This is a genomic window from Nitratireductor sp. OM-1, assembly GCF_003296175.1.
Lineage (GTDB): Bacteria > Pseudomonadota > Alphaproteobacteria > Rhizobiales > Rhizobiaceae > Nitratireductor > Nitratireductor aquimarinus.
Map to the genome: position 1 here is coordinate 3,949,786 of NZ_CP029208.1, position 18,890 is coordinate 3,968,675.

At 62.7% G+C, this 18,890-nt stretch carries 18 protein-coding genes; all 18 read right to left on the reverse strand.

Annotated features, from left to right (window positions below; all coding sequences use genetic code 11):
- Positions 1-2: 2 nt before the first annotated feature.
- The 18 genes from DEJ54_RS19045 to DEJ54_RS19130 all read right to left on the reverse strand — a co-directional run bounded on the left by DEJ54_RS19045 (position 3) and on the right by DEJ54_RS19130 (position 18,847).
- A complete protein-coding gene (locus tag DEJ54_RS19045) occupies positions 3-2,615 on the reverse strand; it encodes a phage tail protein (protein WP_113155959.1) in 2,613 nt (870 codons plus the stop codon).
- Positions 2,608-3,060, reverse strand: a complete 453-nt coding sequence (locus DEJ54_RS19050) for a C40 family peptidase (RefSeq protein WP_113155960.1) — start codon at positions 3,058-3,060, stop codon at positions 2,608-2,610. The genes DEJ54_RS19045 and DEJ54_RS19050 overlap by 8 nt, the downstream gene beginning before the upstream one ends.
- Positions 3,060-4,559: a DUF2163 domain-containing protein gene (locus tag DEJ54_RS19055; RefSeq protein ID WP_113155961.1), complete on the reverse strand. Its 1,500-nt coding sequence runs from the start codon at positions 4,557-4,559 to the stop codon at positions 3,060-3,062. Before DEJ54_RS19055 ends, DEJ54_RS19050 begins: the two co-directional genes overlap by 1 nt.
- On the reverse strand, positions 4,556-5,770 hold the full coding sequence (locus tag DEJ54_RS19060; protein ID WP_113155962.1) for a DUF2460 domain-containing protein: 1,215 nt from the start codon (positions 5,768-5,770) through the stop codon (positions 4,556-4,558). The genes DEJ54_RS19055 and DEJ54_RS19060 overlap by 4 nt, the downstream gene beginning before the upstream one ends.
- The gene (locus DEJ54_RS19065; RefSeq protein ID WP_113155963.1) at positions 5,770-6,873 is read right to left on the reverse strand and encodes a hypothetical protein; all 1,104 of its coding nucleotides are present in this window, start codon (positions 6,871-6,873) and stop codon (positions 5,770-5,772) included. The genes DEJ54_RS19060 and DEJ54_RS19065 overlap by 1 nt, the downstream gene beginning before the upstream one ends.
- Positions 6,874-6,899: 26 nt before the next feature.
- Positions 6,900-11,702 (reverse strand): phage tail tape measure protein, encoded by a 4,803-nt coding sequence (locus DEJ54_RS19070; RefSeq protein ID WP_113155964.1) that lies wholly within the window; start codon positions 11,700-11,702, stop codon positions 6,900-6,902.
- 28 nt (positions 11,703-11,730) lie between these two features.
- Positions 11,731-12,006 (reverse strand): hypothetical protein, encoded by a 276-nt coding sequence (locus tag DEJ54_RS19075; RefSeq protein ID WP_162742359.1) that lies wholly within the window; start codon positions 12,004-12,006, stop codon positions 11,731-11,733.
- 149 nt (positions 12,007-12,155) lie between these two features.
- Complete coding sequence (locus DEJ54_RS19080) at positions 12,156-12,644, reverse strand: hypothetical protein (protein ID WP_113155966.1); 489 nt, start codon at positions 12,642-12,644, stop codon at positions 12,156-12,158.
- Between the two features lie 119 nt (positions 12,645-12,763).
- The gene (locus tag DEJ54_RS19085; RefSeq protein ID WP_113155967.1) at positions 12,764-13,147 is read right to left on the reverse strand and encodes a hypothetical protein; all 384 of its coding nucleotides are present in this window, start codon (positions 13,145-13,147) and stop codon (positions 12,764-12,766) included.
- Positions 13,148-13,213: 66 nt separating this feature from the next.
- Entirely contained in the window at positions 13,214-13,411 is a 198-nt protein-coding gene (locus DEJ54_RS19090; protein WP_113155968.1) for a hypothetical protein, read from the reverse strand.
- 74 nt (positions 13,412-13,485) lie between these two features.
- Entirely contained in the window at positions 13,486-14,733 is a 1,248-nt protein-coding gene (locus DEJ54_RS19095; protein ID WP_113155969.1) for a hypothetical protein, read from the reverse strand.
- A gap of 41 nt (positions 14,734-14,774) precedes the next feature.
- Complete coding sequence (locus tag DEJ54_RS19100) at positions 14,775-15,143, reverse strand: hypothetical protein (RefSeq protein WP_113155970.1); 369 nt, start codon at positions 15,141-15,143, stop codon at positions 14,775-14,777.
- A 36-nt stretch (positions 15,144-15,179) separates the two neighbouring features.
- The gene (locus DEJ54_RS19105) at positions 15,180-15,386 is read right to left on the reverse strand and encodes a hypothetical protein (protein WP_113155971.1); all 207 of its coding nucleotides are present in this window, start codon (positions 15,384-15,386) and stop codon (positions 15,180-15,182) included.
- 83 nt (positions 15,387-15,469) lie between these two features.
- Entirely contained in the window at positions 15,470-15,961 is a 492-nt protein-coding gene (locus tag DEJ54_RS19110; RefSeq protein ID WP_113155972.1) for a hypothetical protein, read from the reverse strand.
- Positions 15,962-15,967: 6 nt separating this feature from the next.
- Entirely contained in the window at positions 15,968-16,615 is a 648-nt protein-coding gene (locus tag DEJ54_RS19115) for a hypothetical protein (protein WP_113155973.1), read from the reverse strand.
- A gap of 6 nt (positions 16,616-16,621) precedes the next feature.
- The gene (locus DEJ54_RS19120; RefSeq protein ID WP_113155974.1) at positions 16,622-17,203 is read right to left on the reverse strand and encodes a hypothetical protein; all 582 of its coding nucleotides are present in this window, start codon (positions 17,201-17,203) and stop codon (positions 16,622-16,624) included.
- Positions 17,204-17,207: 4 nt separating this feature from the next.
- Complete coding sequence (locus DEJ54_RS19125) at positions 17,208-17,783, reverse strand: hypothetical protein (RefSeq protein ID WP_113155975.1); 576 nt, start codon at positions 17,781-17,783, stop codon at positions 17,208-17,210.
- Positions 17,784-17,866: 83 nt separating this feature from the next.
- Positions 17,867-18,847 carry a hypothetical protein gene (locus DEJ54_RS19130; protein WP_113155976.1) on the reverse strand — a complete coding sequence of 327 codons (981 nt, stop codon included), beginning with the start codon at positions 18,845-18,847 and terminating at the stop codon, positions 17,867-17,869.
- Positions 18,848-18,890 lie beyond the last annotated feature (43 nt).

Sequence of the window (18,890 nt, forward strand, 5' to 3'; positions counted from 1 at the left end):
CCCTAAACCTCCAGTTCCTGGGCAAATCCACGCCCAATTGTCTGCCCTATCTGATACAACCTCACGCGAACGATGTCCCTGATCTCACCGAAGTCCGACTGGTGCATGGTCGCCGTATAGGTCCACTCCCGGTCCTCGACCACCTCGGTGCGCAGAACTGCTGCGCCGTCCAGCACATCTATTTCGTAGCGCTCGAAAGGCTGGTCGATCTCCAGCGTCTGTCCGTTGATGAGACCGCCATTCTGCCGGCGACGTGGGCTCCACCGCACGTAGATGTCGTCGTTCGAGCGCCGCACCAGCTCGTGGATGGCGGGCGTGAACGGACGCAGGCTGTTGCCCGTGTTGATGAACTGGAAGCTCGGCGCGCTGTCGGGGTCATCCCCGAAAGTCACAGCCCGAAACTCCGCTGGGCGATCCAGCCCGCTGACATCGTGCGTCACCCGGTTGATGGCAGACTGCTTCAGGCGCACGAACCTCTCGCCGGGGCGATGCTTACCGATCTCGTGCTCCGTCCCTCGCAGGCCCCGGAGGAACTTGGACAGCTCCCAGACACCGTTGCCTACTTCCCGGACATTGCAGAACTGCACGATCTCGTTGCCGATGACGGCCATGTTCAGAGGCTGCCCGAGCACGTCGTCGGGGTCTGCGGAGGCCAGCGCGATGTCGTTGTTCATCAGGAACACCCGGATGGCCATCGTCTCATCCCAGAGACCCGGAACAGCGTCAGGCAGCGCAGTCATGGCGTAACCATGCGCGACAGCCACCGTGTTCTGGGCAATGGCGTACCATTTCGACCCGGCGGCCTCGTTGGGCTCCTCGACCCCGAAGACCTCAATGGTGCCCCCGGACGTGATGTCCAGCAGGAGGACGCCACCGGACCAGCTGTTCCGGTTCCCGGCGAGCACGGTGTAGAAGCCCACATTGTCAGTCGCAGCGTCCGACAAGAGCGGCGTGTCGAGCATGTAGGGCGTCGTCGGGGAGGCGCGCGGGATCGTCTCCGGCTCGTTATCGTCTATGTCCAGGTCGTCTTCCGTGATCGCCTGGCTGTGGCCGAACTGGTTGTGATCCGTGAACGTGTGTTCGAGAACCGCGTTCGCACCGATGTCCACGCCGACGCAGCGCCAAGACAGATACTGGTCGCCCGCAGGGTCGGCGGGGTCGGGCACGAGCACGACATCACCGGGCTCGATGATCACATACTTGCGCGGGACCACCACCTTGTGCGTCTTGCGGGCCGTGAACTTGAGGGCAAGCATCTCCTCGGCCTGCGTCTTGGCCAGCTGGCGTGTGAGCGCCATGGTGACGTCCACCTCGTCCACGCTGTCACTCTCGGTGACGCTGCGCGTTGCATAGACCATATTCGGGGAGAAGGACCGGGCCGGCTCCTGGAACTTGATCTGGAGACGCCGGGGCAGGTCCGCGTCCTGTGCTCGGGTGACTTCGACGGACGGGGGCGGGTCACTGCCCTCGGCATAGGCACCAAAGTCCTCCCGCCGAAGGATCGCGACCGGGCGCTGGTTGATCCAGTTGAAGATGATCCGGTAATCGCTCTCTGCGGCGTCGAACGGGAACACCGACTGAAGCATGTTCAGGACAGCGCGCCCGGACATCGACTGCGTAACGGCGAAGCCCGTCACCTTGCGGTCGGTCGGGAGGTATCCGATCCCGTCAAACTCGGCGTCCTCAAGACCACTCTCCCGGCATACGTCGGTGACGATCTCGTGCAGAAACACCTCACCGTCGCCCCGCTGCACCTCGACCGTGAACTGCGGGATGCCGTTGCCGAAGTCTTCCAGCTGCAGGTTGTGCAGGACGAAATAGGCGACGCCCCGGTATGCCGGCACGTTCCCGAGGCCCAGATACTCCTCCATCTTGGCGTTCGGGATTTGCGTGTCGCTGCCGAGGTAGATGTTCATCGCGTCGAAGCGGAGCTTGTTCTTCGCGTACTCCTGATCCCTGCCGAGACCGTCCAGCATCTGCCCCATAAGCGCGTCCACTTCAGAGCGCTGTGGTGCGGGGATCGGCGGGGTCAGGTTCGTCCCCGGATGAGCCATGATGTAATCGACGGCCTCGGCCTGTGTGCCGTAGGTGTACTCGTCGGGTCTGTAATTGTTGAAGGCGAAGAAGAACGCGCCGCAATAGGCTTCCACGATCCGCGTGACACCCTCCTGGTTCACCAGCCGGTCGAGCTCAGCGTAGTAGGCCGCGTCGAAGTCGTCGCTCGCCCGCATCTGAATGTCCTCGTGCATCCAGAGCAGCTTCTGGTTCGCCCAGATGCGATTGATCCGCTTGATCGGTCCCTGGCAGGCGGCCACGGCGCAATCCACCGAGTAGGTGTAGGTGTAGACCTTCTGGCTGTGCTTGCCGCCGCCACCTTTCTTGCCGCCGCCGACCTCCTCGACGTGCTCGGTCTCGATCAGCTTGGAGGTCCACAGCATCTGACCGGGCACCTTCATCGTGCCCCAATGCCTGATGATCGGGTTGCCGGGGCTGACCGACGCGACGTTGATGTCGGACAGGCGCGGGCCGTACTGGTCCTTCGGCTTCGGCGCGAGAGCCGCCGACAGGAGCGCACCACCAACACCGATGGCGAGCGATAGGGCTACCTTACCCATAGGTCTTCTCCTCCAACGGCGCGGTGCCGGGGAACTCGTAGACCCGCACCAGACGCTTCATCCAGAAACTGTCCCAGCTGTGCTCCAGAACCTTCCCCGCCTTGCTGAAGGAGTGGATCATGGTCAGCCGGCCCGCGTGCTCGCCGACGATTGCGAGGTGCTGCGCCTCGTTACGGTCGAAGCCCCAGAGGATCGCTACCCGCCCCAGAGCCAACTCCCGGCTTTCGATGGGGTTCAGCTGCTGATCGGCGTAGCGCAGGACCAGATTGGAGCTTGGGCTTTCGGCATAGAACTGCGGTGCAATTAATTGCAAATCGAGCTCAGCACCTACCCCGAGTATGAGGCCGACGCAATCGACACCACGCTCCTTGGACCGCCCCTGATGCCGATACCGGACGCCCAGCCAACCCCGCGCCATGTCCACGATCCTCTTGCGCTCAAGCATCAGCTGCCTCCGCTATCCTGTTTCTTCTGCCCGCCCTTGGAAGTGATATTCGCCGTGGCCAGCGCCTTCTCTTCCGTCGGCATGTCCGGGAAGCCCCGAAAATTGTGGATGTTGTCGAAGGCCCGGCAAGCGGTGCGGGTCTTGGCGCACCCGACCACGACCTCGTACTGGTCACCCGGCCTGATCTCGCCAGGCATCTGCTCAAGCAGAGCGAAGCCCCCGCCGTTCGTCTGACCGTAGTCCCGGACCTCGACCTTGATCCCCTTGTTGGCCCCCGTCAGCCACTCGACCACCCCATAGCGCCAATAGTCCATCGGTTCGATCCGGTCGCGGTCGGTGAAATGGGATCGACTGAACACGGCGGTGACCTGGCCGACCAGCCGGCGCGCGCGAATGCACTTCCAGACAAGCTGGCTGTCCACGACCTCGGCACCCGGCTGCTGGGGCCAATGGGGTTCTACGCTGCCAGACCACCCCAGCGCGTAGCGTACGGAGGCCGAGCCGTTGGTGATCGTGAGAGGTTGCACGCCCGCCGGGGCGGACAGCGGAACCTTACCCTCCTTCGTCGGGGTCAGGTACGCCTGAGAGTTCACAAGCTGCCCGCTCTGTGTGAGGTCCGGCTGGTAATAGCTGCTGCCGAAGACCTCCTCACCCTCCGTGGTGACGCCCTGCTGCCGATCCATCACCGAGGCCATCATCCTGACGGCGGGATCGCTGTTCTCGTCAACGAGCACGTCCCCGCTCTTGATCCGCATCATCTCGAAGAGCATCTTGAAGAGGCCGGCGGGGCCGGATGCATTCAAGAATGACAGCATCGTGTCAGACTGCGCCCAATCCCCCGTCGCCAGGTTGGCGTTTGGGTTCGAGGTGACGGCGGCCTGCTCCCCTTGCGCAGCCACGCACTGATACCAGAAGCCCGTCTGCACAGCCGGCTTGACGTAGGAGCCGATGCCCGCGTCTGCACCCGCCTTGGCGATATAGCGTTCGTTCGGCCTCCACTCCTCGGCTTCCAGCCACACAAGGCAGCGGTGGTCTCCCAGCGTAGCGGAGCACTCCAGGGTGTAGAATTCCCCGAACGGCTGCTGCAGCTTCTGAAACGGCGACCGCACCTCACACTCGAACTCGCCGTTGCGGATCTTCACCTCACCCAGGCGACCGCCCCGGATAGGCACGACACCCTGCGGGTCCATGGGGTTGACCCAGAACATGCGGATGAAGGCGTTGTCCCACAGGCCGGCCTGCAAATCCCAATCTGTGATCTTATCGGAGACCAGAGCCTTGGCGCTCGTGTTGTCCACGGACAGGTTTGTCTTCGAGGACACAGCCATGCCGCTGAAAGCATTCGAGGGCTCGTACCGGAGACCGTCGATCTCGAAGGGAATATCCCCGGAGGTGAAGCCCAGCTTGAGCCCATCCGTTCGCTCCAGAAGCCACCCCAGAACGATGTGCGTCGTGCGCTCCTTCAGCTGGTCGAAGAGCGTTGGATTGATCCGTTTCATTCGTCAAACATCTCCGCTGGGCGAACCTCGATCAGCTTCACGTCAGCCGCGCCGCCCACGCCGTACTCTTCCAGAGAGATGGGGAGCCGGTCGGTGTCGAACCGGACGGGCACATAGAACTCGAAGCCGGCGGTCAAAAGAAGGTTCGCTTGCGGGGCCGGATGCCGGACGACGGTGACGCCGTTTCGGTTCGTCTCCAGTTCCCCGTAATTCTCTGGCGCGGTGAACGTCACGCTGGAGCCGTCGCCTGCGACACTGGTCAGGATCAGCGAGATCGTCTCGCTGCTGTTGTTTGCCGGATTGAGCCAGCCACGCGTGATGATCTTGTCACCGTCGAAGAGCCCCGTGAACATGCCGGGGTCGCCGCTGATGATCCAGCGCCCATTCGGCTGGTTGTTCCCGTCCAGATCGGGCTCAATGCGCATCGACTGAAGGTCATACTTTGCCCAATTCGGTATGAACTCCACAATGCCACGCTCGTGGTCAACGACGTAGTTGTCCACCAGAAGACCGCCGACCGCGACCTGCACGCTACCCGGCTTCGGGCGATAGATGGGTCGGGTCTGCGCGGACTGGCCGCTTGGCGTCGGGTAGTGCTTGACGAGCTGGAAGCGGTAGCGCTGATGGTCGCCGACCCCGAACTCCTGGTCGCGCGGAGAGATGTCCGGCGCGCGGCGAGCTTCTTCATCGACTGCCAGAGTGGAGGTGTAGTCCACATGGTCGTGGTAGAGGAATGCGTTCCGGCGGCCCGCCATGCTGCGGAAGAATGCGATCAGGCCCTGCAGGTGCTCCATGGTGCGCACCCCGTAGGCGATGTCGTATTCCATGAGCGGCTGCGACCACCGGCTGCTGCGTTGGTCGTGACCGCTGTCCACCCGCACGACGTCCGTATGGAAGCGGGTCGCACCGATGGAATTGTAGCTGATGTCGAACGGGAAAACTTCGTCGATAACCATGTCGATCCACTCGAAATTGGGCGTGAAGGGCACCATCACGTTTGCATGAAGCTGGGTGAACCGGTTCGAGCCGTCAGCTTCTGGCTCACCCGTGTTCAGCGGGTACTCACCCATGATCTGCGCATACACCTGGGTGATCCTTCGGCGGTGGCCGCTGGAGCGCCCGAGGAAGTTCGCGGTGTTCTGGGTGACGTGGATGCTGTCCTCCCCGACAACCATCATCCCAGACCATGAAGCGGTGATCCTGCCGGACATCAGGCGATCTCCACGCCAATGTTCAGATTGTTCGCCTTGACCTTGTTCCACCCGCCGCCGTCCGGGGCCGTCTCGAAGATGTGGTGCTTCCCGACGAATACGGTCGGCAGGGTCATGGGCGGGCTGTCCGCCGTGAGCCCGTCGTAGCGCGCCTTGAGCTTGATGTTCGAGGTGCCTGCGGCGTCCTTGCGGCAGCGCGCGTGAACGCTCACGGCGAGCACGTCTATGATGTTCGCCGGGAGGTCATCGAGATCGAACATGTCCACGTGCCCGAGCGTGTTCGAGTAGATGTACGAGAGGTTGTCGTCAGGCGGGACATCATCCACTGCCGTATAATTCGCAAGGCCGCCACCGTAAGCCGACATGTCATTCGGGCCGGCGTCCTGCAGCGGCATCAGGCCGTGAACAACCACGTCGCCACAGAAGGTGTTGAACTGCGTCCCGTGCGTGTCGCAGAGGTACAGGTCGTCGAAGTAGGTGTGCGTGTTAGAATGCGCGGTAGACCAATCAGCTGGGCTGCAGATAAACGTGCAGAGATTGACCCTCTTCGGGGCTTTGGGGTTCGTCCAGCCGCTTCCATTCAGCACGACAGCCCCATCCAGTCGTACGACGACGTGAGAGCCGGGCTTGTACTTCACTTCGACGTAGTGCCAGACGTCCGGGAACATCACGTTGGGTCGGGAGGCGGCCACAAGATGGGTGCTTACACTCCCCGATGGCCCGGTCGTGTAGCCGACCACGGAAATCCCGCCCTGCGCATTACGGGCAATGGAGATTTGCGAATGCAGATCACCCAGCTGGTTGTCGTACATGATCGTGAAGAACCGGTCGAAATCCGAGCTACCGACCCGCACGGCAGCGCCCATGATCACCTCGTCACGCGTCTCGAACGCCCTGCGAAGGCGTCCGGTCTGGTAAACGGCAGCCCCTCGGGACAGACGAACGGCGAGCCCGCGCCCCGTCCGTGTCGCGTCATGGAAGGTCGCCTGACTGACGGCGGTGTAGCCGGAGCTGGCAAGTACCTTCTCCTGGTCTTCGTTGTCCGTAAGCGCGCCGTGGTGCGCCCCGTAGGTGTCGAAACCGTCCATCCAAAGCAGGCTCATGTCTCTCTCCGATTGCAATTAATTGCTTAGCTGTTTCGTCCACCGAGCCTGCGCAGCTGCACCGAGCTGTCGGCCATGAGCTGACCTTCGCTGCGGCGGAAACTGTTCGCGTCCTCGGCGTAAACAGTGATGTTCTGGTTGTACTGAGACCCGTTCCCGAACCGGGATCGATCGTTCTGGGCGCGCTGCCGGCTCTGGGCATCCAGACGCTCGGAGAGACCTTCGATCAGATTGATGTTCCGCCGGTCGTCGTTGGCCGTCAGGACGCGCTCTCCGCGCTCCAGGATGGCGGTGTACTCGTTGCTCTTCAGACCCTTGTGGAAGCGCGGAGCGTTGTTCCAGGCGCTGGCCGGGAGAGCGCGCATACCCGAGGCGGGCATACCGTCGCCGACCACGCCACCCTTGTGGAACAGGCCGCCGAGCAGAAGCTTGAAGATGCTGAAGATGCCGCCGAACATGCCACCGCCGCCACCGCCGCCGAGGGAGCCCATCAGCTGGTTCATGATGGACTGGATGCCACCACCCCCACCGCCGCCACCGCCGGAGCCGAGGATCGACTTGAGGGCGTCCTGAAGACCGTTCTGGAAGTCGTTCAGACCCGGCACCATCTGCCCGAGCGGACCCATGAGGCTCGTCAGGCCCTGCCCCACACCGCCAAGCTGTGGCACCACGGACTGCGCCTGCTGGGCGATGTTCTGCATCTGCGGGGCCACCTGCTGGAAGGCGCTGCCGCCCTGAGCGAACACCTGGTCGAACTGCTGGCCGACGTTCTGCATCGGGGCCTGAAACGCCTGGGGCATCTGCTGGGCGATATTCGCGTTTGCCGTCGCCATCTGCTGCTGCCACTGGTTGGTCAGCTGGGACACCTCGGGAACGGAGGCCGTGGACATGGCATCCAGCGGGGCGTTGCCCATCTCGGCACTGGCGCGGCGCACGGCTACCTGGTCGGCGAGCTTCCACGACTTCTGGACGCGATCCTTCTCGTTGCCGGACAGCATCTCCAGGAGAAGCCCCTGCTCCGACATCTTGGTGTTGCCCGTGGCGAAGCCCACGTGCCCGCCCGTGTTTCCGTAGCCTTTGTTACGGTGCTGCACGAGAACGTCGCCCTTGAGCACGTCCTGCGGGTTCACCCCGTCGCCCCACTTCAGGAACGAGTTGGCTACCAGCGAGCCCGTGCCATCCACACCGACCGCCTCCAGGTTCGTGTTGACGAAGGCCGCGCACCAAGCGGTCTTGGCCGCGTCGATGTCCACGCCCTGCGACTTCATAAACGAGTTCAGCTGACTGGCGTTCGTATGCTCGCTCATGCCGAGGAACTTCGTGGCGTTGTCCACGGCAGAGGACGCCGACTGAGCCACAGCCGAGTTGATCTGCGACCCAAGGCCGGCGAGGTTGCTGTTGGCCGCGCCACCGGACGGCATGAGCTCATCAAAGATCATTCCGCCACGCTGGGAGATCGAACCGGTCGTAGGGCCGCCAACGCCGGGCATGCCTACCGGAGACCCGTTGATCATCACGGTGCCGGCGGTTACCGTCATATTGGCCGCCGTCATCTGCTGCACGGCATCCTGCACGGTGCTGGCTGCGTCCTTGGCCGGGGATTGCTCCTGATCGCCCCGACCGAACAGGCGGGAGAAGAACCCGCCGATGCCGCCTTTGCCCATCCCGGACGCACCACCGCCGCCCTGAAAGCTCTGCACCATGTTCTTCATGATCTGGTTCACGCCCAGGCGGACCATGCCGGTCGCCAGGTTGCGCAGAAGACCAGTGATGGCCCCCTTCTGCCCCGTAAAGACGCCGACCAGCGCATCGGACAGCCCGGAGGCGAAGTCCTTGGTCAGGTCCATCAGGTTGTCCTTCAGGGAGCCGATGCCGCTCGCCCAGCCCTGAAGACCGCTGCCGCGCGCCTTCTCGATGTCCTGAAGCTCGCGGTTCATGGCCGCGATCTGATCCTTCTGGGTCTGCGAGAGCGTGACGCCCTGCTCCTGAAGACGATTGATCGTCTGGAGGGTCTTCACGTCGGCATCGCGATAGTCGCCCGTCATGCGGGCAACCTGCAGGGCCTCCTGCATGGATCGGATTTGCGCCCCGAACGGGTCACGGGCGTCCTGCGTGGTGACGTTGAGGCGGTTCAGCATGTCCTGATACTGCTGTGCCGTGATGCTGCCGTCGGCGAGCGCCTGGTTCAGCGTCTGGACGTTCTGCTCGTACTGACGCGTGGCCTCGCCCACCGGGTCCAGAGTGGACCGGAGCTGACCGAACGCCTCCGCCTGGTTCTTGGCGGCCAGTGCTGCGGCGAGCTGCTGGCGGTCCTCGGGGGCGAGCTTGCCGTGCTGGCGCTCGAACGCGTCGATCTGCTGCTTGATCTGCAGCCGCTCACGCTCGGCCTCCGTGGTTGCGCGGGCAATGTCCAGGCTGCTGCGAGCGGCGCGCATCTGGTCTTCGAAGGCGTTGGCCTGCTGGACCTTGTAAAGCTCCTGCACCTTGCCACGAATGGCGGCAACCTGTTCTTCGTCGAGCTTCTTGCCCTCTTCCTGCAGGTCGCGGATGGCTTCGCGAACTTCCAGCTCCATACGAGCCTCAACCGTGACTGCGCGTGCCGCCTCGATGTCCGAGTTGTAGTCCCGGATCATGTCGTTGAAGTTCATCTTCGACTGAGCGTCCCGGAGCTCATTCATCTTGGCGGTGACGCGCCCAAGCACACGCTCTTCGGACTCGCCGGTCTGCTCAACGATCTCACGCACCTTCTCGCGGATCGCCAGCTGGTGCTTCTGCTCGCTGGTTACGGCGCGCGCCGCATCAATTTCGCTGTCCAGATCACGCAGAGACCAGCCAACTGGATCGGCAGCGGCCTCCTTCTTGAGGTCGAGGAGCCGCTGGGCGCGCTCAACGTCCTGCTCGGACAACGCGTCGTTGTGATTGCGCAGCATGTCCATACCGCTCTCGCGGATACGGTTCAGCGCCTCTTCCTGCGCCCTGATGTCTTCGAGCAGGCCGATCTGGGAGTTGAGCGCCTTGAGGGCGTCGTAATCCTCTTCGGTCACAGGGATGCGCACCGGGCCGGCGGCATCAACCTCGTCCTGAACCCGGTCGCGCAGCGTGCTGCCGATCCCGTCGCCCCAATCGGGCTGCAGCTCTACCTTGGGCGTGTACTTTACCCACTCACCCTTGTCATTCTGCTCATACTCACGCTGGCCTGTGCGGTAATTGATGCCCGCGTTCGGGCCGGACTGGATAACCCCGGTCACCAAATCTTGAGCCATGAAGTCGAAGAAGCCTTCGTACTCCTTGCGGAACGCGGCGAGCTTGCTGAGGGTGGTTTCTCCCAGATTGCGCTCCGCCCATTCGGCGATCCAGTCGCCGCCTGCGCGCGCGGCCTCACCAGCCAGCAGACCGACAAGAACCGGCCATGTGCGGCTGATGACCCGTCCCGCCAGAGAGACAGCCCCCTTGAGCCCGCCGACGGCCTTGGCGAGGATGCCCACACCACCGCTGGCGGTCTTCCACATACCGACGGACACGAGGAGAGGCTTCAGCACCTTGAACGCTGCGGCGATACCACCAATGGCGGGTGCGAGCACGATCCCGGCTGCAGCAACCTGCTTGATGCCGGCGGGCAAACCGCTGATGGCGTCGGAAAGCCCGTAGAGGGCTTGCGTCACACCTTCGATAACCGGCCCTGTCAGGGGTGCAAGGGCCTCGCCGACAGACGCGTTGAACGACTTCCACGCCTTAGCCATACCGTCGAGCTGGTTCGCCTGAGCAGCAAAGAACTGCTCGGCTTCACGATCCAGCGCCCCGTACATCTCGTCGCTCTGTACGAGGTTCAGCTTCTCCTGCATGGCCTCGACCTGCACGCCGATGGCACCGAAGACGCGTTTGATCTCGTCGGTGTTCAGACCCAGCGCCTGGAGGAAGCCAGCGGAACCACCGCTACCCGTCATCTGGGCGTATGCCTGGGCAAAACGCACAATGACCTGCTCGGGCTTCTCGGCCAGCAGCTTCTGGAACTCTTCGCGCGTCATGCCGGCCACGGAAAGGAATGTCCTGAAGCCGGTCGTATTGGCCATCATGCCGTCGCGCAGGTTGCGCAGCACCCGACCAGACGAAGTGCCGAAGAGCTCGAAGCTCACCCCCAGCTGCCGAGCGCCGGCAGACAGGGCCAGAATGTTCTTGCCGGAGATACCGAACTCAGCCGTGGACTGAGCAAGCACCGTGGCCATGCGTAGGATTTCACTCTCGGACGCTGCCGAGTTGTTGCCGAGGTAGTTCAGCGCGTCACCGAACTCGCGGACGCCTTTGGCCCCCTCACCCGTGAGCGTAAGAATACGGGCCACGGAGGATGCCCCCTCCTGCCCCACGATGTCCGTGGTCACGCCGAGCTTGGCCAGCACTTCGGTCATGGCGACGATGTTGTCGGAGCCCGTCACACCCAGCTGGCCCACGGTCTCGGAGAGTGCGTGGATTTGCTGGGTCGAGATGCCCTTCATCGTCCGGTCGAGCTGATCGAACTTGCCCCGGAAGACATCGAGCTCGCGACCGGCCATACCCGTGGTCTTCACCACACCCACGAGGCCGAGCTGGTAATCGCTCCAGGCGTTGGTGGCGCTCCGAAGCATGCGCATGGAGCCGTACATGCCGCCGAGGGCCGCCGTAGCCGCCTTGGCCTGCTTGACGACATCACCCAGGCTCCGGCTGACCTTCTTGTTCTCGTCGGAGAAGCCTTTGGCCCCCTTGCCGGCCTTGCCGAGACCACCGCCCACCTTGTCAAGGATGGCGGTGGCTTCGTCGCGCATACGAAGGATGAATTCTAGCTCTTCGCCGTTCATGGGGCATCACCGTGTGCAATTAATTTCATCAACGCGAAGGACGCTGTACTGGAGGTGACCCTTTGGCTCCCCTCTTTTTACGCTTCTCGTCTTCGACGCGATCACACTGGTCGTTGGCATCGTCGAGGATGCGAAACACCTCGATAGCCTTGTTGGACTGGTCCAGTATGCCTCCGGGGCCGGGTAGGAAGCCCTTCTTGTAGAAGCCGTAGAACTTCAGCAACCAGCTCCAGTATTGCGGGTTCTGGTGCAGGTTCTGCCGGGGGCAGGAGTAGAGCGTATCCCCGAGGATCGTGACCGGCACTTTGGCCGGCCTGATCCAGTTGCCGGGGACGTCAGGCTCGTGTGGAAGATGGTCCTTCCACCGCTTAGCCGTACAGCCCCACTCCTTCTGCTTTGAGCACCCCACGCATTCGCGCTCAGGCATCAACCGGACAACGGTGACGCCCCTTCTTAGTTTTTTTCCTCTTCCGCCGAGACCTCACTGATCTCCTTGATCCGGGCAGCAAGCTCCTGGATCAGGCGGATGCCCAGCTTCTTCATGGTCTCGTCGTCGGCCACTTCGTATTCGCGACCGTTCACGGCGATCTTGACCGTGCTGAACTTGATGTGGGTGCCCTTGGCGTCGAGGAAGTTCTGGAAGCCGGCCAGGCCGTGCCGCACCGCGTCGATGTTGGTCTGGTTGACGCGGGTCTTAATGCCGATCTCGTCGCTGCCTTCCTTGCCGGAGAGCGAGGACGCGTTGTCGTAGATGTAGCCCATCAGGAACACGTCGAGCGGCTTCAGGAAGAACTTGGTCGCACCATCGGCGATGTTCACCTGGTCGCGCATACCCTTGGAAGGGTCGTTCTCATCGACGGGAACCTTCGTGACGGTGCGTGCGGGGTCTTTGACGGAAACGTGTTCGACCGTATCCGAGACGGTCATCGCGATCAGTGCCATCAATCTGCCTCCTGGCTGCGTGGCGGTGGCTGCCCTTATGAGCAGTCCCGGCAACCTACTAGAGGCATCAGGCCCGTGCAATTAATTGCAAACTCGCTGGACCAAAAACCGCGCCGGAGTCACCAGGCGCGGAGGACTTTGCAGTTGTTCTTGTCGAGCTCGCCGTAAGCCGTCTCAACGACGTAGCCGCCGAAGCTGTTTCGTGCCCGGTACTCCATCCGCACGACGATCTTTTTCGGGTCAGCGTTGTTGTATCGGGTCTCGATGTGCTGGAAGCTGTCGGGGTCTTTCAGCTTGTCCTCGACGGCGAACACCAGGTTCCTTGGGCTGCCGTCCCAGGAGGACAGGCATTGGGTGCCGTCGTAGAAAGACTCGCCGCGTTTGAACGCCTCGGCTTCGCGATACCCGAAATACTGAGTGACCCCGAAAATGGCTGCGGCTACACCAAGGACAGACACGATCCGCTTGGGCTTCCACTCGTGGGTTTTTTGCTTCTTTGCCATGGGGTGATCCTCCTTCTTTCAAGAAGAATACCCTGCGGGCGTAAAGATAATCTGAAAACCCGATGTCTAAGTCGAATGAAAGTCTGGATTATTCGGCACACTGGACTTGTCGGCAATCATCGGAGTCACCTTTGCCGGCGCATATTCTTTGGCGATCTCGTGCGCTGCTTTGTACGTGAGCTTTGCAGCCACCACGGGGCCGGTCAGGTTCCCCTGCGCATCAGCGAGCTGCACCACGTAAACCCGGACGGAATACCCGGCCATCTGATCCTCCAAATGCAAAGGGGGAGAGTGAAACCACCCTCCCCCTGAGACCAAATTGCAATTAATTGCACACGTCAGATCAAGACGATGCACAGCTCGTCGTTGCCCAGAACCCGCGAGAAGCGAAGCTGGGCGTCGTAGGTTCTGATGCCGTTCCGATCCTGATAGGTCAGACCCGTGTACTGGACGCTCGGCGCGAGGAACCAGACGGTGTTGCCGGGCTCCTTGCCCACGCGCATCTGGAAGGTGAGACGGTCGGCCCGGCCCATCTTGCCCCAGAAGTCGTGGTTGGCGACCAGCTCGGCTTCGGGGTCGATACCCCCTTCCGGCGCACGGGAGACGATGCGGGTGCCCACATAGCCTTCCTTGGAGCTGACGTCCGGCCTGATCTGAATGTCGTTGCCCTGCGTGTAATTGAAGGCGTTGACAATCGTGTAATCGCGATCCACCCGCAGACGAGCAAGCTCCACCTGGGACGGCAGGGACTTCTCGTAATTGCAGATCGGCATCGGCACATCTTCGGGATCAAGGAACGTGCCCTGAAACTCCCATTCGATGCGAGCGTAATCGCCGGCCTCGGCAGTGACCGAGAAGGTGCCCAGCGAGCCCAGCATCTTGTGCTGCACACCGTCCATGTTCAGGACGAGCGTCAGGCTCTCGAAGTTGTCCGAGATCGGGTCGAGGCGCAGACCCGTGGGCATGGCCCAGATTGTCCAGCGCTTGCCCACCTGAAGATCACCCGACCAGGTAGGCGTCACGGTGACGCCGGACGTGCCCAGAGTGATTGGCTGCCCGTCCGTGACGATGGCTGCCGCCGCGTCCTCACCAGCGGTGTCGGAATGGACGATGACCTCGGCCACACCAGACGCGCCGCCCGTGACGACTTCCACGGTGTAATTGATCAGCTCGGTGTGCGCTGCCGCCGAGACATCGACGGCCCAGGCCACTTCCACATTGTGGGTGCCGAGCGGATACATCACGGTGCTGTCCGGCGCAGCATTCGCGGTGAGCGAATAGCCGCAGGCCCGGAACAGGCGCGAGATGAGCGGGGCGTCGTTGATGTCGCCACTGTGCTGGAACCCGGACCCCTTCAGCTCTGTCGTGAAGGTCATGGACGCGAGACGGCGACCCACGATGTTCGGCAGAGGAGAAAGGTCGTCCCGCGCGAAGTCTCGTTCGAGCAGGTTGACGTCCACGGAGTAATCGGGCTCCTGCACGTAGAGCGCGTCGTTGACCCCGACCACAGCCTCATCGCGGTAGGTCGCCTCAATCGCGGCCTGCAAGACAGCACGCCGCGTGAGGAGAGGAGCTGCAACGGTCATAGCTTATGTCCTTCTGTTGGAGTTCGCCTGTCCGTTGGCGCTTAGGCTTTGAGGGCCGCGACGAGCGCGTTGTATGCCGTCGCCACTTCGGTGGCCGTGGCCGTTCCGGGATCGGCAATGGGTGCGAGAGCTGCGACCTCCGTCTTGGCGGCCACAGCGGCAACAGCGTCCGCAGCCGTAAGGTCGGAGGTGCCGGCCTCAATGGCCAGGCGAGCGGCAGCAGCGTCAGCACCGGCAGCGATCACCACCGGCTTATCCGTGACGTCACCCCAAGCCACGGATGCGGGGCCACCACCGCCGCCACCGCCATTCACAGCCGTAATGATCTCGTTGAGCTTCTTTTCGAGGAAGCCGTTGAAAATGTTGGACGTACCGGAGAACGCCTTCTTCTTCAGGGGTTCGATAGGCATGGGGCACCTTTTCCTTTTCTGAGTGCGGAGGGCGGGTTAGACGCGGACCCGTTTGCCTCCCCCAACCGAGCGGTAGACACCGCCCTTGCCGTAGTCTTCGGGTTTGGGAGTTTCGGTTGCTGGTTCGGCGGGAGCTTCGGCAACAGGCTCGGCCACGGGGTCTTCGACCACCGTCTCGACTTCATCCTCGGCGTAGTCATCCACCGGGGTCTTGGTCTTGCTGATCTTGAGTTTGCTGCTCACGGCACGAACCTCGTCTTCGTTGAGAGTGCAATTAATTGCATACTCCTGCCAACGGTCAACGGCGGTGCCCCTGCGCGGTACGCCTACGGGTCCGGGTGTCGATCACGCGTGTCGATATGCGAATGCCGGAACATGATCTCCATGAACATCACGCCGACCACGGTCTTGTCCCCGTAGGTCGTTAGGTCGAGTTCGTTGCCTTTGCGCTTCGTGTCCACGGCAAGACCGCCCCAGGTGCGGTCGATGTCCACCACGCGCTTCACCACGGTCAGGACGTCCTCAGCCACCAGAGCAGGTCTCGGGTCACCCCTGTTGATCGTAGCGCGGAACTCCACCCCCACGGTCCAGTTGCACTCGATGAACGGGATGGTGAACCGCTCTTTCTCGGGTCCGGCCACAATACCGATGGAGAAGCGCCTGCGGTGATCCTCGTCGGCCAGAGGCCCGATCTCCACTGACGAGAAGGCAAACGGCCAGTCGTCATCGGTCACGGGGTCGCCTGGGGCCGGCGGCTGCACCGACTTGTAGGCCGCCTCAATGTTTCTCAGGATGAGCTTGCGAACGCTCTCGGTCATGATGCCTCACTTCGCCGCGACCACGGCTCGAACAATCTCGTCCATGGCCCGGTCCACGAAATACGGGAGCCCTGCCGAAAGCGTGGCCTGCATGCCAAGCCTCGGGGGGATCGTGACGCTGGTCTTCAGGACATACAGCGGGATGATCTGCGCGCCCCGCCTCTGGAAAATGATGAGGTTGCCGGCCTTGCTGCGGGCGACAAAGGTGTTCGGCCACTCCCGCGCGGACTTCTTGATGGGCGTGCCATCCGAGTTCAGGGCGGCTGGGAGCGGGACGGTCAGATACTTGGCGGACTTGGGTTTGATCGTCGCCCCGAACTCTTGCACCCCGGCAATGAAGGAGCCGCCGATGACCCCCTCAATCGTAGTGAACGTCTGCCCGCGCACATCGACGCTGTTCACGATGCTCTCAAGCATGCCGCCGGAGCGTCGGGACAGGGTGTTCGTGGTGGTGCCGCCGGGCCAAGCCCCGGAGTGCCGCTCAACGAGAGCCTGAGCCACAGCGTCCAGAAAACCCCGCAACTCGGCGCTGAGCACCTTGGCAGAACCGTCCCAATCCTTCTTGAGCACCCGGTGGAAGGTTCGGAGGCCCTTTTCGGCGTCCTTGAACCGCCGGTTTCGGAACTGGAACTCAAGTGTGAGGTCGTTCGCCATGCGCCCTCACAGGGGGTGGATCGCCATAGGCGCGTATCGGCTGTGGTCCGTCATCAGGGACGCGAGCTGCGTCCTGCAGGTCTCGACATCAATGGAGATGCCTGCTTCGGTAATCGGTGCTGCGCTGGACAGGTGCACGAGGGCCTGAAGGCGAGCCGCCTCCTGGAGCCACGAAGGCACCTGGTCAAGCTTGTACTGCTTGGGGTTGGTTTCGTCCGCCTCGAAGCCTGCGGTGTAGGTCAGCGCCACGTGCGCCCGGACATAGAAGGTCTCCCAATCACGGGCGACACCCCGTTCCCGGTTCAGCTTTATGGCGTCCGGCGGAACATCAAAGCCGGCCACCGTCAGGTCGCCGAAGACAAATCCCCGTGACAGCCAGAACTCTGTCTTGCGGTGGGGGCCGTCAACCACGGTGGGCTCTGGCACCCAGAAGGTATCCGTGACCTCCGCCCTGCCGAACGAGGTGTTGAGCGCGGAAGCCAGCTGAGGCTCGGCGGCGTTCAACGCCATGGCGACCGCATCGTTGATGTCGGTCATGTCGTCGAAGCCGAGCTCTTCTCGAACGGCAGCGGCAGAAGTCAGGAGCATGTTGTTAAACCTCCACAGCGCCTTCGGTGGTCGGGTCATTCGCGCCAGCAGGGTCGGCCTCGGGCTGCTTGGCCGGGGCCTTGGCTGCGGAAGCCTTCTCCTTCTGGGCGGCCTGTGCGACGTGCTTGGCCGCGTCGGTGCGGGGCACACGCTTGATCTTGACGCCGGAACGGGCCTTGCCCTTGTCACCGTCCACGAGATCGTTCGCCGTGGCGTCCTTCGTACCGCCCTTGCCCATGGCGGCCTTGATGTCCGCCGCCGACACGGCGTAGCCCAGGGCGGAAGCAACCGCGAACGGGTGCGGTGCGCCTGATGCCGTGAAGTTGGTCTCTTCGTCCACATCGAGAGCGTCCACGACTTCGCGGATGGCCTCCCCCAGGGCGTCTTTCGTCGTGGGGCGGGTGATCACGTCATCGTCGTCGAAGTTGGCGGTGCTGCCCGCGAAGCCCCGAACCTTGAAGCGCGGGTTCTCGTCGAGGATCGCGGCGGTCTCGTTGTCGATGGGCTCCTCGACACCCTTCTCCCAGAGACGTCCGAGGTAATTAAGCCGGGCCGGCTCAAGCAGTTTTGCAGTTGGCATTTCGCTCTCCTTAGCTGCCACAAAAACAAGCGGGGCCAGCCTACGATAGACCAGCCCCGCGTGCAATTAATTTCACTAACGCCTTACGGCATGTCAGCGATGTTCTCGTAGACCACGGCGGCCTCGGCTTCTTCGATCTGGAAGTCGATACGCATGGTCAGCACGATGATGTACACTCGTGCGGAGATGTCCTTGTCGAACTCCATGGACACCTGGCGCTGGATACCGAAGATCAGGTTCATCGGGTCCGTGTAGATGCCCGTGTCTTCCGGCATCAGGGACACCGCGCTGACCGGGGAGCCGTAGGCGAAGACCGGAGCCGTACCCTGCACCATGTTGTCGCCCAGGCCGGTGCCGCGATCCGCGAGGGTGTCGCGATACTCGGTCTCCTGGTTGACCGACACGAAGTGGTTGATGGCCGGCTTGTTGCGCTGGAACTGCACCGGCATCGTCTTCAGGCCGTTCTTGAAGACCGTCTTGGATACCGTCTGGTTGTTCACGTCATAGACGTTGCCAACGGTCTTGCCGATCTTCAGCCAACCGTCACCCTGCGCCAGGAACTCTTCATCGTCCGGGTCGCCGGGGTTGGTGTAGTCGGTGTCGGACAGAAGCCCGAGCTCTTCGGTGTCGAGTGCCGCGCGCTCCGCGATCAGATCGATGATGGTCTGGCGGAGACCGCCGGGACCGGTGTTCGACCCTTCGTTGTTCGCGGCAGACGCACGCTCGATGTTGTCCTCCAGGACGTCGTAGGGCAGCCGGACCTCGGCGATCTGCTCCTTGGAGTTGAGCTCGATCTGTTCGGTCGAGGGCTTGGAACGCTGAGCCGGCGTGAGGGCGACGCCGGACGTTGCCTTGCGCAGGATGCGGCGACCGAAGCCGATCTTGTTGATCTTGCGCTTGGAGGCAAGCATCTCGACAACGCGGCAGCGCCGGATGAGCGTAGGCTGCTTGATCAGCTTGCGGATGAACGATGCGCCCTGTTCGGGGTTCAGTTCGCCGCCGTCGGCGCGAAGGTCTTCAATCGCGAGATCGGCCTTGCGAAGGAGGGTGCTATTGCTGGACATTTCAGGTTCCTCGTAAGGGTTTCGGTGTGGCTGTTGCGCGCGA

What these genes read in the sequence shown, in the direction of transcription:
- DEJ54_RS19090 (WP_113155968.1), bottom strand. Translation starts at nt 13,411, where the DNA reads ATGGCCGGGTATTCCGTCCGGGTTTACGTGGTGCAGCTCGCTGATGCG.
- DEJ54_RS19070 (WP_113155964.1), bottom strand. Translation starts at nt 11,702, where the DNA reads ATGAACGGCGAAGAGCTAGAATTCATCCTTCGTATGCGCGACGAAGCC.
- DEJ54_RS19120 (WP_113155974.1), bottom strand. Translation starts at nt 17,203, where the DNA reads ATGCTCCTGACTTCTGCCGCTGCCGTTCGAGAAGAGCTCGGCTTCGAC.
- DEJ54_RS19115 (WP_113155973.1), bottom strand. Translation starts at nt 16,615, where the DNA reads ATGGCGAACGACCTCACACTTGAGTTCCAGTTCCGAAACCGGCGGTTC.
- DEJ54_RS19065 (WP_113155963.1), bottom strand. Translation starts at nt 6,873, where the DNA reads ATGAGCCTGCTTTGGATGGACGGTTTCGACACCTACGGGGCGCACCAC.
- DEJ54_RS19045 (WP_113155959.1), bottom strand. Translation starts at nt 2,615, where the DNA reads ATGGGTAAGGTAGCCCTATCGCTCGCCATCGGTGTTGGTGGTGCGCTC.
- DEJ54_RS19080 (WP_113155966.1), bottom strand. Translation starts at nt 12,644, where the DNA reads ATGGCACTGATCGCGATGACCGTCTCGGATACGGTCGAACACGTTTCC.
- DEJ54_RS19125 (WP_113155975.1), bottom strand. Translation starts at nt 17,783, where the DNA reads ATGCCAACTGCAAAACTGCTTGAGCCGGCCCGGCTTAATTACCTCGGA.
- DEJ54_RS19085 (WP_113155967.1), bottom strand. Translation starts at nt 13,147, where the DNA reads ATGGCAAAGAAGCAAAAAACCCACGAGTGGAAGCCCAAGCGGATCGTG.
- DEJ54_RS19050 (WP_113155960.1), bottom strand. Translation starts at nt 3,060, where the DNA reads ATGCTTGAGCGCAAGAGGATCGTGGACATGGCGCGGGGTTGGCTGGGC.
- DEJ54_RS19095 (WP_113155969.1), bottom strand. Translation starts at nt 14,733, where the DNA reads ATGACCGTTGCAGCTCCTCTCCTCACGCGGCGTGCTGTCTTGCAGGCC.
- DEJ54_RS19110 (WP_113155972.1), bottom strand. Translation starts at nt 15,961, where the DNA reads ATGACCGAGAGCGTTCGCAAGCTCATCCTGAGAAACATTGAGGCGGCC.
- DEJ54_RS19130 (WP_113155976.1), bottom strand. Translation starts at nt 18,847, where the DNA reads ATGTCCAGCAATAGCACCCTCCTTCGCAAGGCCGATCTCGCGATTGAA.
- DEJ54_RS19060 (WP_113155962.1), bottom strand. Translation starts at nt 5,770, where the DNA reads ATGTCCGGCAGGATCACCGCTTCATGGTCTGGGATGATGGTTGTCGGG.
- DEJ54_RS19055 (WP_113155961.1), bottom strand. Translation starts at nt 4,559, where the DNA reads ATGAAACGGATCAATCCAACGCTCTTCGACCAGCTGAAGGAGCGCACG.
- DEJ54_RS19100 (WP_113155970.1), bottom strand. Translation starts at nt 15,143, where the DNA reads ATGCCTATCGAACCCCTGAAGAAGAAGGCGTTCTCCGGTACGTCCAAC.